Consider the following 11,871-nt stretch of genomic DNA (forward strand, 5'->3'; position numbering starts at 1 on the left):
CGGCGAAGCCGGGCGCAGCGGGTCGCCACACAATATGAGATAACTGAACACAGGCGCCCGTAGCTCAACGGATAGAGCATCTGACTACGGATCAGAAGGTTGGGGGTTCGAATCCCTTCGGGCGCGCCAGGTCACCGGGCGTCGAACTGCTTGCACTTTCCTCTCGCCAGTCGCTCGATGGAATCGACCTCGCACACAACGACCTCCGACTCTGGCCGGCCGTGCCGGCGGAGCGTGTCCAGCAGTTCCGTCCGCAGCTTCTGGAGGTCGGAACAACCATCGGTCACCACGGACACGTCGACCCCACCCGATGTCTTGCTGATGAGGAAGTTGGCGACGCCGGGAGTGGCCAGCACCATCTGCTCGAGAGCCGCACGGGGCACCCGGACACTGCCGTCGTAGTCGAAGGCCCCGTTGATGCGACCGTGCACCCTAGTGATGCGGCGATGAGCACACCCGCACGGACACGGGTCGTCGGTGATGACCACAGCGTCGGCCAGGTCGTAGCGGATCAGTGGCTGCGTCAGGTTGAACAGGTTGGTCAGCAGCATTCGATCCGCGGGCTGCCCATACGGTACGACGTTGCCGTCGGCGTCTGCCGGCTCGAGAATCACCAGATCGTCGGCGACGTGCATGCCTTCTCCGATGCCGCACGGGAACGCGTAGGTGCCCTCCGAGCAACCCCAAAACTCCGAGGCCTCGATACCCCATGCGGACCGCACTGCTTCTCGCACGGGCGGAGTGGACACCTCGCCGGCGATGCTGACCCAGGTCGGCTTGATGGTGAGTCGTCCTTGCGTCGCCTCGACCGCCAGCTCCCGGATGAGGCTCGGCCACCCTTGGAGGGCCGTCACTGCGGGGCGGGCGTTGTTGAGGCCGTCGACGATCTCGTCCAGCGGGAGCGTGGCATCGAAGCAGTGCGATGTCGGCCCGCCGCTCTCGAAGGTGCTGAAGGCGTAGAAGATCCCCGATTCATGCTTGGGACTACCACTGAAGCATTGCGCCAGCACGGCGTCCGGGTCTTCGCCGCGTCGCCCGGTCCAGCGCGAGCCCTGCATCACGAAGGTGACGAATGAGTCCCACCCGTAGACGTGGTACGACGGGCTCTCGGTGTAGCCGGACGTGACGATTGCCCGATACTCGTCGTCCAGGTAGCCGTCTCCGCTCAACTGATCGACGTGGTGTCGGACGCGGTCAAGCGTCAGCCCGGGGACCGTCAGTATCCGGTCGAAGTTGTCCATCATCTCGGCTTTGGTCAGGATCGGCAGCGACGGCAGGTCGGCCTCGGTGAAATTCGCCAGATCGCGACCTGCCAGTCGCTCCCGCCAGAACGGCGAATGCTCGGCGGCGTGCACGAGCAATTCGCGAAGACGCCGTTCGCGTTCTGTGGCGAGACGCCCTGCGTCCCAACGTAACCGGCGCACCCCCCTGATGTACGCATCTTGCAATTCGGCGCGCTGGCGCCGGACCAGTTCCCGGTAGCGTTCTTCCGGCGTCGCGATAGTTGCGGTAGTCAACGTGCGGTTCCTTTCACGATCGAGTCGATCTCTATTTGTCTGCGTTGCAGTGACATTGACGGTTCGGGCTCTTGTGTCCAGCGCAGACAGGCCGGCTTCCTTCAACAGCCGTCGTTCGTCGACCTTGCTGGAAGACGTCAGGGGCAGGTCGGCCACCACGACGAATCGATCGGGCAGCATCGTCTCCGGCAGCCGTTCGCTGGCGGCCTGGCGGACGGCGAGAGGGGTGAGCTCGCTGTCGGGCACCACGAATGCGACAACCCCGAGATCGCCGTCCAGGTCGAAGGTCGTGCACGCCGCGGACGCGACCCCGTCGGTACCGTCTAGCGCGTCGGTCACCTCGACCAGCGACATCCGAACGCCGTGTCGTTTGATGACGCGGTCCGAGCGGCCCGCGTACACGTAGTTGCCCCGGTCGTCGCGGAAGGCGAGGTCGCCGGTGCGGTAGACGGTGGTTCCTTCGACGACGTCCGTCCGCAGGGCAGTCGCGCTCAGCGTCGGGGCGTTCAGGTATCCAGCCATCAGCTGCCGTCCGCCGATGTACAGCTCGCCGACCGCTCCAGGACGATCCACCAGCCTTCCCTGCTCGTCAACCAGGTGGAACGTGCTGCCGCGATGAGGTTGACCGATCGGCACCAGCCCGCCGTCGAGTAGCTCGGGCGTCAGTTCCAGATGCGCGACGGCGATCGTCGTCTCGGTCGGGCCGTACCGGTTCACCACCCGTAGTCCCGGGCTGGCCGCCCATACCGCCCTGATGTCGGCCGTCGACGGCGCCTCCCCGCCCAGGGCCATCACCCGCAGCGGGGTGTCAGCCAACCGGTCCATGCGGCCGCCGGACCGAAGCAACCGGAGGTAGCTGGGCGAGAAGCTGGTCGCCGTAATCCCTTCGCTCGCAACGATCGAGAAGAACCTGCGGGGAAACAGCAGTGCCTCTCGGTCGGGCACGAGAAGGTCAGCGCCGCGCACCAGCGGCGGGAAGATGGCCGAAAATGAGCCGTCGAAGTGCACGGGCGAAACGCACAGATAACGGTCATCGGCGGTGAGTCCCATGGCGTCGGCACAGGCCTCGGCCGCGGTGAGGAAGGCCGCCGGGGCGATCTGCACGCCCTTGGGCTTACCGGTCGTCCCCGACGTGTAAATGATGTAGGCGATGGGGCCGGTTAACGGCGGTGGCGTTGGCCCATCTGCGGCGGTCAATGCCGCAAGCGAGGTCCACGCCGTGCCGGCGGGAAGACCCGACGGCGCTGCGCCTGCGGTGATCACCAGCGCGGGTCGGCAGTCCGTCACGATCTGCGCGCGACGAAGGTCTGGATCGGTGATCGCCAGCGGAACGAACGTGGCCCCCGCCCACATACATCCGAGTGCCGCCACCACGAAGTCCACCGAATTGCCGATCAGCAGAGCAACCCGATCCCCGGGCTTTACGCCCTTCAGGCGTAACCCGGCGGCCGCTTTCCCCGCTGCGCAGCGCAATTCGCCCCGGGTCAGCGCGCGGTCGAGGTCCTTGACCGCCGGCCGATCCGGGGCCTGGTGGGCGTGGCACAGCACCGCGCTGAGCACGCCGTGGTTCGTCATACCTTGTCGGAGTTGGTGCACGCGTGGCTCAGATACTTTGGCCGACAGTGGCTTTGGCCAAAGCCTGGTCGATGTCGTCGATGATGTCGTCGATGTGCTCGATTCCGATGGACAGGCGGATCGTCTCCGGCCGGATGCCGGCTTTCACCAGCTCGTCGTCGGACAGCTGGCGGTGAGTGGTGGAGGCCGGGTGGATGGCGAGAGTCTTGGCGTCCCCCAGGTTGAGCAGCCGCTTGACGAGCTGGAGCGCATCGAAGAAGGCCAGTCCAGCGTCGTAGCCCCCGGTGACCCCGAAGGTGATGATGGACGGCACCCGCCCGCGCAGGTAGCGCTCGACCAGGTGGTGGTAGGGATGGTCGGCGAAGCCGGCGAAGCTCACCCACGCCACCCGGGGATCGGCGGCCAGGTAGTCGGCGACGGCCCGGGCGTTGGCCTCGTGGCGCTCGAGCCGCAGGGCCATCGTCTCGAGGCCTTGCATGAGCATGAAGGCGTTGAAGGGTGACAGGGTAGCGCCGCTGTTGCGCAGCTGCGTGGAGCGGGCCCGCACGGCGAACGGCCGCTCGGGAAAGTCGCGGGCGAAGACGACGTCGTGGAAGGCGGGCTCGGGCCGGTTGAACATCGGGAAGCGATCGGGATGGTCGGCCCACGGGAAGCGGCCACCGTCCACGATGGCGCCACCGAGCGTGGTGCCGTGGCCGCCGACGAACTTGGTCAGCGAGTGGACGACCACATCGGCCCCATGCTCGAACGGCTTGAGCATCAGCGGCGTGGCCACCGTGTTGTCCACGATCAGCGGCACACCGGCCGCATGAGCCACGGCGGCCACCGCCTCGAGGTCGACGATGTTGCCGGCCGGGTTGCCGATGGTCTCGCAGAAGACGGCGCGGGTGTTCTCGTCGATCAGCGGGGCGATCGACTCGGCCCGGTCGTCGAGGGCGAAGCGGGCTTCGATGCCCAAGGTGGGCAACACGTGGGCGAAGTAGGTGAAGGTGGCGCCATAGAGCTGAGGGGCCACCACGAAGTTCGAGCCGGCACTGGCCACCGTCAGGATGGCGTAACTGACGGCGGCCATGCCCGAAGCCACCACCAGGGCCGCCGTTCCTCCTTCGAGGGCGCAGATGCGCTGCTCGAGGACCTCCAGGGTCGGATTGTTGAGCCGGTTGTAGTGGAAGCCGGGCGTTTCCAGGTCGAGCACCGCACCGGCGTGGGCGGCGTCGATGAAGTCGTGGGCCACGGTTTGGTAGATGGGCACGGCCACGGCCCGCGTCCCGTCGGGCGTGTAGCCACCATGGATGGCGATGGTCTCGTCGTGCATGGACTCAGGTGCTCCTTTTCGGGATCGTGCCCAACAGGTTGGCGTACAGACGCAGGGCCGCACCCCGCCACGGCCAGGGGGCGCGATCGCCGACCTCGTCGAAGGGGAAGGAGGCCACCAGAGCCGGGTTCCGCTCGCCGCACACCACCAGCTCGTGCAGCAGCCGGAGCCCGTCCCAGTCCTCGCGGGCCACGCAATTCCTTGGAAGGCAAGGCAGTTGGTCGTGTTCATAGCCGGCGAAGCGCCGCGCGTCGCGGGCGTACTCGCGCACCAGGCTCGAGGGGTCGTACTCGGGATGGGCCTGGACGAGCACAACCTCAGACCGGCCCACGGTCTTCGTGACGACGCTCCACCCCACCTGGTCCGATTGCAGGGCCACCGCGTAGCCGGCGGCGACCACTGCCTCGACGGGCACGTCGTTCAGTCGCGAGTGGGGCAGGAAGACGCTCCCCTGTTCAGACATCCCCGCGGCCAGCGGGTGGGTCGGGTTCGCCTGCTGGGCGAAGACGCCGGTGCACTTGGCCGGCAGAGTGGCCCGCTCGAGGCCGTCAAAGACGGCCAGGGCGGCGTGGGCAGACAGGCAGGACAGCACCATGGCCGGCACGTTCTCGCTTCCCCACCGCAGCAGGCCGCGCAGATCGGACCAGTAGAGCTCGTCTTCAATGCAGGGCTCGATGGGGTTGGAGCCGGTGACCACCAGCAGGTCGGGAGGGTTCGCGATGATGTCGTCGATAGGACGGTAGTCGGCGGCGATACGAGCCCGGATCCGCTCGCCCCGGGGCACCCCGGCCATGGTGTGGCGGGTCAGCACGACCGTTTCAGAGCCAGAGGCAGCGTCCAGAAGGCCCAGGAACTGTCGTTCGGTGGCGCCGAACGCCGAGTCGGGCATGTTGTTGACCAGGGCACACGTCCACCGCGCCGGTTTGTCGGCCCGGTCCGGCGTCACAACCCGGTCGAGGATCCCCGCCAGTTCAACGTCCACTGTCATCTCAATGCCTCACGTCCGTGTAGGTGACGGTGACCTCCTGGTGGAGGAGCTGGTAGGCGGTCTGCAACTGCTCCTCGTCGTCGGTCGAACCGACTACGGCCACGATGTGGTTGCCGGACCCGTCCCGCCAGTCGAGGGTGGCTCCCGGGCCCTGATGCAGGCTCACCGTGTCCACCTCGGCGCGGTCGCTGAAGTCGTTGATGCCCTCGACGGCCGTCACCGTGGCCGAGACGGTCGGCGGCTGGAGGAAGAAGCGGTAGCCAATGCGTTCGGTGGCTACCGGGCCATCGACGTAGACCGGCTCGCCCAGGGCCACCCGCAGGGTGAGGTCGAGCAGGCTGACGCCGGCGGCCCGCTCCAGCATCTCGGGCACGCCACCGCCCACCCGTCCGTTGACCTCGATGATCCGGGGCCCGTCCGGAGTGAACTTGACCTCGGTGTGCAGGCACCCGGTCTGCACCCCGAGGGCGTCGATGGCCCGGGTGGCCAGGTCCAGGACGGCCGAGCGGCTCGCGGCGTCGAGGGCAGCGGGGATGAAAAACCCTGTCTCACGGAAGTTTTCGGCCGGCGGGAAGCGGCCGGTCAGGGCCAGGTGGCTGATGACGCCGTCGGCGACCACGCTTTCGACCGACACGTAGCCGGCGTACGGGTCGCCGGCGCGGGCCGGATCGTCGGGCAGGTAACCCTCGAGGACCATGTTGGGGCGGCCGGGTCCGAGGGCTAACAGCAGATTCTCGAGCTCGGCCCGGTCGCGGGCCAGGAAGGTGTAGCGGCTGCCCTGCGCCGAGCGGGGTTTGAGGACCGCAGGCCATCCAACCTCGGCCTCGACGGCGGAGAGCTCGCGTGCGGAGTGGTAGGGGCGGACGAGGTGGCAGGGCGGCATGTCGAGACCGGCCGCAGCCAGGGCCCGGCGCTGACAGGCCTTGTCGGTCAGGGCGGCGGCAGTCACCGGGCTGTGGAAGGGGAGGCCCAAATCCTCTGCTATACAAGCTATTTCGACCATGCCGGCGTCGAGGTAGGTGGTGATGCCGGCGGGCTCCCAGTCGGCCAAGGTCTTGACCGCCTGTACGGTGCTCATGCCTTCGAGGTCGACAACGGCGCCGAACCGGTTGAGGAGATCGGCCATCTCGGTCATCCCCGGCACGGACGTGTCGATCATCCACAGCAGATCGCAGACGCCGGCGGCCGCCTCGGCCAGTTGCATCACCGGAACGCAACGCGGCCCGTAGCCCACCGCCACCAATGGCCGAGTCCGTCCGGTCGTGGAGTCCGTCATGTGCTCAGCCGATCACGGCGTCGACGCAGGCCTGGGCGTCGTAGACGGCCCGAAGCCGGCTGCGGGGCGAGGGCAGGTAGTGGGTGAAGTAGCGCACTCCCTCGGTGAGCACGCCCAGCACGGAGAGATTGGGCTGGAGCCGGCCCTCGGTGTCGTAGGGGTGGAATTCCTCATTGATGGCGACACTGCCCACGGGCGTGTCACCGTAGCTGAGCTGGGTGAGTCTGCCGTTGGCGTAGAGACGTTTGAGCAAGGGCGAGCCCGACCGAGCCAGCGACGGCATGTCGAGATAGCCGCGTACCACGCTGTCGGCAGTCAGGGCCGTCGGCTCGTCGAGGGTCGTCGAGCTCAGGCGGACGCCGTCCGGGCAGGCGGTGACTTCCGGATTCGGTCCGAGCGGGATCCGCACCACCCCGGCGTCGAGCAGCCCCAGCAACTGCTGGGAGCGCATGGGCGGCACGCCCGCCTCCAGCCGGTTGATGCGGCCCCGGACGCCTCCTTGGAACTCGATGTAGGAGTCGAGGGAGAGACCACCGAACTCGATGACCGAACGCAGCTGGTCGCGCAGGATGCGCAGCACCTCCTGGGCCGCCTTGACCGGGCTCCCCCCGGGTCGCAGGGCCTCGGTGAGGTCGTCCTCGATCATGTCGTAGACCTGGCTCTGGTAGTCGGCGGCCGACATGTATTCGCGGTCTGAACCGGCGAAGAGGTGGGCGGCCGGGTCGAAGCGTCCGAAGCGCGGCTCGAGAACGTCGACGGCCTTCTCGTAGTAACCGTCGACCCAGCCTTGCCGGAGGACGGCGCGCACTTCGGTCGATGCGACATCGCCCCCGGCCAGCGAGGCGGCCTGGATGTAGTAGCGCGCCTGCATCTCGGCGAAGATGAGCGGGAGAAGCTCGGCCCGGAAGTCCACGTGCCGCCGCACCGGCGACCCGCCGGGATTGGTCAGCGCCGAGAACTCTTCGGGGGTGCATACCACCGGCTGGTACTGGCCGTAGGGGTCGACGCCGGTGGCCGACTTGGCGCAGTACGGCGCGCCCGAGCGCGAGTAGAGGGTGATGCTCGGCTCTCGGCCGGACGGCACGTACCGCAAGCGTTCCGCCCGGTCGCCGCGGTCCTCGAAGGTTCCACCCCGTCCGATCGTCAGCGCGGTGAGGACGTCGAAGCCGACCAGGCCCATGCCGGCCACCGCGACCGAGGAGCCGGCCGGAGCGCTCTGGTCGAGGTGCTCGATGGGGTAGGCCCGCTGATAGTGCACGCCCCCGTCGGCCCCGGGCTCGTCGTTGAAGGTGTGCCCCGAGGTCAGCACAACGTGGTCGACGGCGAGGGTGGTGCCGTTGTCGAGCAGCACCGCCTCGCGCCCCTGCAGGGCCGGCGAGATATCGACGGCCGCCGCGTAGTGCCGGACGATCTCGAGGTTGGTCGGGGCGTAATCCACCAGCGTGTCGTAGAACCAGACCAGGTACTCGCCCATCAACCGCCGGGGCAGGTAGTCGGTGGGCTTGATGGGGTGGCCCCCGGCGCCGATCCGGCACTCGTGACCCACCCAGCGGTAGCCGCAGACCATCGCCCATTGGTGCAGGCCCACGGCGTACGGGGGCGGAGTGTCCCCGTCGGGGGCGGCGTAGAGGGAGAGCTGCCCGCAGGCGTTGTTGAGCACGAGGAAGTCGGGCTGCTCGGCGGAGTAAACCCCGCCTCCGAGCTGGGCGGGCTCGACCACGTGCACGCGCACCGGCGTCCCTGCCCGCCGGGCCCGGTTCACCGTCCGCTCCAGGACGCACAGGCCCCACGAGCCGAGCCCCAATATGGCCATCTCGATCATCGGGTGCGTCCCATCACGCCACCTCAGGTCGGCGGTCGTTAGCCGATCGCGGCGTTCGAGCCCGTTTCGACCGGCTTCCCTCGATCGCGTCCGCGGTGAGTCGGCGGACCGCGTTCACCAGGTCGTCGACATCGTGGGTCGTGGTAGCAAACGAGGTGACGAAGCGGACGACGCCTGGCTGCCAACGACCGTGGTAAAAGCTGTAACCGTGGTCCAGAAGTCCGTCGATCACCTGCTGGGGCAGGCGGCAGAAAATGATGTTCGCCTGTGGCGTCCCGGCAAGGCGGGCGCCCGGAATGGACTTCAGTCCATCTTCGAGCCGCGCGGTCATGGCATTGGCGTGCCTGGCGTTGCGCAGCCAAAGATCGTCGGTGAGATAGGCGTCGAGTTGGGCGGCGGCGAAACGCATCTTGGCGGCAAGCTGTCCGGCTCGCTTCGCCCGGAAGTTGAGCTCGGTGGTCAAAGAGCGTTTGAAGACGACGATCGCGTCGGCGGTGATGCTCCCGTTCTTGATGGCGCCGAAGGACAGCAAGTCCACGCCGGCGCGCCAGGTCAGCTCGGCGGCGGTGCAGCCCAGCGCGGCGACGGCGTTGGCAAGGCGGGCGCCATCCAGGTGAACGCGCAGGCCCCCGCCCTTGGCAATGCAGGCCAGGTGTCTGATCTCGGCAGCGGTGTACACCGCCCCGGTCTCGGTTGCCTGGGTCAGGCTCAACACGGAGGGCTGCACGGTGTGCAGGTCTCCGACCTTGCGGTTCACCGCGGCCTGCAACTCGTCGGCGTCGATCTTGGCGTTTTCCCCGCCAAGGACCATGAGTTTGGCGCCACCGGTGAAGAACTCCGATGCGCCGCACTCGTCGTTGTTGATATGGCTGTCGCGGTGGCATAACACGCCGCCCCATGGTGGGGTCAGCGCGGCCAAGCTCAATGCGTTCGCTGCCGTGCCGGTGGAAACGGGGAGCAGGTCGACTTCGCATTCAAAGATCTCGCTGAAGCGGCGTCGTGCGCTCGAAGTCCAACTGTCGGTGCCATAGGGCGGTGCCTGCCCAGACGCTGCCGCTGTGACTGCTGCCAGGATCTCGGGTGCACCACCGGCGGTGTTGTCGCTGGTGAAAGAGCGATATGGCGCCATGGCAATCACAGCCCCGGCCCGCTTCTTTCGGACGACAACGGCTGAACGACGGCAGTGACGCGTGCAGGCGGGCCGGGGTCGCCGGCCGTCACCGCCGGCAGTTTTGGCCGTGTAGCCACCAACGACATGTGCTCTCCTAACGGAAGCAGCCCAACCTGTGGTCGTCGCATCGGCGGTGAAACGCGAATATCTGGATACCGCCGATACACTGAAAGGATAGATTACATACCGATAGAAGGTTCTTCAACCTTTTGGACAACGTTCAGTCTTGGATGGCAAGGCTGGGTTGAGAGACCTCGGCGTTAGCTGCCCGCGAGCTGGGCGACTACGGGTGCAAAGGACTCCATTGCCTCAGCCGGCACCACGACGTTGCTGAAGCCCCACCTCTCGCGGCGCTTGAGCAGCTGCTCGCTCAATTCGTCCGGCGAGCCGATCAGGACGATCGGTAGTTCGAGCGCGTCTTCGCCCGGAAGGCCAAGCATGGTTGCGGTACGGGCAGCCGCGCGGCGGCTGGCGACGATCCTGGTGGCGAAGGCCACGATCTGGAACTCGATCGAACCGAACCGATCGGGCGCCGCTTCTCGTACCCAACTCAGGCAACGGTCGTAGCGATCGAGGGTGTCCTCGATCGGCGTGTCAGCGCTCTTGTCGCCAATGCCCAAGTTCGCGTTGATCCCAACGGTGTCGGCTTCCCGGGCCGCGAGCGTGAGCAACCGCCTGCTCCCGCCCCCAACCATGACGCGAGGTGGCGAAGCCGGGCGAGGATCACAGTGGGCGCCGCGCACCGCGTAATGCTTCCCGGCGAAGGTCGCCTCCCCCTCACTCCACAGCGTCTTCATGACAGTGAGGCTCTCGGCCAGCCGGTCCACGCGGACAGCCAGTTCGTCGAACTCGAGACCCGCCTGCTCGTAATCGTCACGGAGCCAGCCCGCGCCAAGACCCACTTCGACCCGCCCTTCGGCCGCCAAGCCGAGCGTGGCGATCTCCTTGGCCAAGACCACGGGTTGGCGGAAGTCGTTGTTCAGCACGAAGGACCCCACGTTCAGGGTGGAGGTCGCTTCGGCGGCCACCGTCATGGCGACCAGGGGCCCGAATTGGGCGTCAAGGTGGTCAGATGTGTACAAGCTCGAATAGCCGAGGTCCTCGGCCATCCGGGCCTGGTCCCGCCAAGCCGACATGGTTGGCGCCACCGCGGCATACGCGCCGAAACGAAACGGGAGCATTTATCCTCGACCTCCGCTACTCAGTTATGAAAGTCAGGCTTTAACCGACCGACAGTCATTGAATTCTGGACATATCATCCTTTATAGTACGCACTATGCCAGAAGCTGTACGGACAGTCTGTTCAAAATCTTCGCCGGCGGATATCGCGAAGGTGCTCAACGAAGACGGGTGTGTGGTCATCGCCGACCTCGCGCCTGCCGAGACGATGGATCAGATACGGGCCGAGATCCAGCCGTATCTCGCCGCAACCGGCGGGGGCAACACCGACTTCCTGGGCGAAACCACCCAGCGCACTGGCGCTCTGATCGCCCGGTCGGCGACCTCTCGCTCACTTATCACGCACCCGACGATCATCGACACGCTCGACCGCGTTCTGGGCGACCACGCCAGCACCTTCCAGATCGACCTGACGCAGCTGGTAACCATCGGGCCCGGTGAACCGGCGCAGATGATTCATCGGGATCAGTGGTCGTTCGATCGCTACCAGTTCCCCAGGGGCTTCGAAGCCGAAGTCGCAACCATGTGGGCCGTCACCGATTTCACCGAGGAGATGGGCGCGACCCGAATGGTGGTGGGCAGCCACCGGTGGGAGGACGATCCCGACGACGTGGACTTCGCGCTGTCCTCCCCAGCGGTCATGACCAAGGGTTCGGTCCTCATGTACACGGGCTCGATCTTCCACGGCGGGGGCGCCAACACCACCAAGACCAGCCGGATCGGGATGAACGTGGGCTATTCGCTCGGGTGGCTGCGACAGGAGGAAAACCAGTACCTCGCCTGCCCGCCCGAGATCGCCCGCACCCTCCCGGAAGGGCTACTCAGGCTGATGGGCTACCAGCGCGGCTCCTATTCCATCGGTTACGTGGACGACTTGCGAGAACCGCTGGACTGGCTATACGGCAACCGGGCGATGATCTCGGACTTCTACGGTTACCGCCGCACGGCTCGCAAGCGGCTCAAGCAGACCGGGAACTACGTTCCGCTCGCGAACGCTCAACCCGGCTGAACCCAACGTAAGTCGCTGT

At 66.9% G+C, this 11,871-nt stretch carries 8 protein-coding genes and 1 tRNA gene; 2 read left to right on the plus strand and 7 right to left on the minus strand.

The genetic code is table 11. The features are described 5' to 3' along the window. Nucleotides 1-53: 53 nt before the first annotated feature. Nucleotides 54-129: transfer RNA gene (locus WAO18_RS06075), tRNA-Arg, on the plus strand. A gap of 2 nt (nucleotides 130-131) precedes the next feature. Here WAO18_RS06075 and WAO18_RS06080 read toward each other — a convergent pair. The 7 genes from WAO18_RS06080 to WAO18_RS06110 all read right to left on the minus strand — a co-directional run bounded on the left by WAO18_RS06080 (nucleotide 132) and on the right by WAO18_RS06110 (nucleotide 10,845). Then, entirely contained in the window at nucleotides 132-3,092 is a 2,961-nt protein-coding gene (locus WAO18_RS06080; RefSeq protein ID WP_422204717.1) for an AMP-binding protein, read from the minus strand. 28 nt (nucleotides 3,093-3,120) lie between these two features. Further along, nucleotides 3,121-4,407, minus strand: coding sequence for an O-acetylhomoserine aminocarboxypropyltransferase/cysteine synthase family protein (locus tag WAO18_RS06085; RefSeq protein ID WP_422204719.1), 1,287 nt, complete (start codon nucleotides 4,405-4,407; stop codon nucleotides 3,121-3,123). 4 nt (nucleotides 4,408-4,411) lie between these two features. Then, nucleotides 4,412-5,395 carry a homoserine O-acetyltransferase/O-succinyltransferase family protein gene (locus tag WAO18_RS06090; protein WP_422204721.1) on the minus strand — a complete coding sequence of 328 codons (984 nt, stop codon included), beginning with the start codon at nucleotides 5,393-5,395 and terminating at the stop codon, nucleotides 4,412-4,414. Nucleotide 5,396: 1 nt separating this feature from the next. After that, on the minus strand, nucleotides 5,397-6,671 hold the full coding sequence (locus WAO18_RS06095; RefSeq protein ID WP_422204723.1) for an ATP-grasp domain-containing protein: 1,275 nt from the start codon (nucleotides 6,669-6,671) through the stop codon (nucleotides 5,397-5,399). Between the two features lie 4 nt (nucleotides 6,672-6,675). Further along, nucleotides 6,676-8,493, minus strand: coding sequence for an FAD/NAD(P)-binding protein (locus WAO18_RS06100; protein WP_422204725.1), 1,818 nt, complete (start codon nucleotides 8,491-8,493; stop codon nucleotides 6,676-6,678). Between the two features lie 13 nt (nucleotides 8,494-8,506). Next, a complete protein-coding gene (locus WAO18_RS06105) occupies nucleotides 8,507-9,622 on the minus strand; it encodes a threonine aldolase family protein (RefSeq protein WP_422204727.1) in 1,116 nt (371 codons plus the stop codon). A 302-nt stretch (nucleotides 9,623-9,924) separates the two neighbouring features. Next, a complete protein-coding gene (locus tag WAO18_RS06110) occupies nucleotides 9,925-10,845 on the minus strand; it encodes a TIGR03621 family F420-dependent LLM class oxidoreductase (RefSeq protein ID WP_422204728.1) in 921 nt (306 codons plus the stop codon). Between the two features lie 95 nt (nucleotides 10,846-10,940). On the opposite strand from WAO18_RS06110, the gene WAO18_RS06115 reads away from it, so the two are divergent. Continuing rightward, nucleotides 10,941-11,852, plus strand: a complete 912-nt coding sequence (locus WAO18_RS06115; RefSeq protein ID WP_422204729.1) for a phytanoyl-CoA dioxygenase family protein — start codon at nucleotides 10,941-10,943, stop codon at nucleotides 11,850-11,852. The last annotated feature ends 19 nt before the right edge of the window (nucleotides 11,853-11,871 follow it).

The sequence above is a fragment of the Mycobacterium sp. genome (genome assembly GCF_049278535.1).
Taxonomy (GTDB): Bacteria; Actinomycetota; Actinomycetes; order Mycobacteriales; family Mycobacteriaceae; genus Mycobacterium.

Bases quoted from the DNA above. Each gene is read 5' to 3' on its own strand.
- WAO18_RS06080 (WP_422204717.1), bottom strand. From the start codon at position 3,092: ATGACGAACCACGGCGTGCTCAGCGCGGTGCTGTGCCACGCCCACCAG.
- WAO18_RS06085 (WP_422204719.1), bottom strand. From the start codon at position 4,407: ATGCACGACGAGACCATCGCCATCCATGGTGGCTACACGCCCGACGGG.
- WAO18_RS06090 (WP_422204721.1), bottom strand. From the start codon at position 5,395: ATGACAGTGGACGTTGAACTGGCGGGGATCCTCGACCGGGTTGTGACG.
- WAO18_RS06095 (WP_422204723.1), bottom strand. From the start codon at position 6,671: ATGACGGACTCCACGACCGGACGGACTCGGCCATTGGTGGCGGTGGGC.
- WAO18_RS06100 (WP_422204725.1), bottom strand. From the start codon at position 8,493: ATGATCGAGATGGCCATATTGGGGCTCGGCTCGTGGGGCCTGTGCGTC.
- WAO18_RS06105 (WP_422204727.1), bottom strand. From the start codon at position 9,622: ATGGCGCCATATCGCTCTTTCACCAGCGACAACACCGCCGGTGGTGCA.
- WAO18_RS06110 (WP_422204728.1), bottom strand. From the start codon at position 10,845: ATGCTCCCGTTTCGTTTCGGCGCGTATGCCGCGGTGGCGCCAACCATG.
- WAO18_RS06115 (WP_422204729.1), top strand. From the start codon at position 10,941: ATGCCAGAAGCTGTACGGACAGTCTGTTCAAAATCTTCGCCGGCGGAT.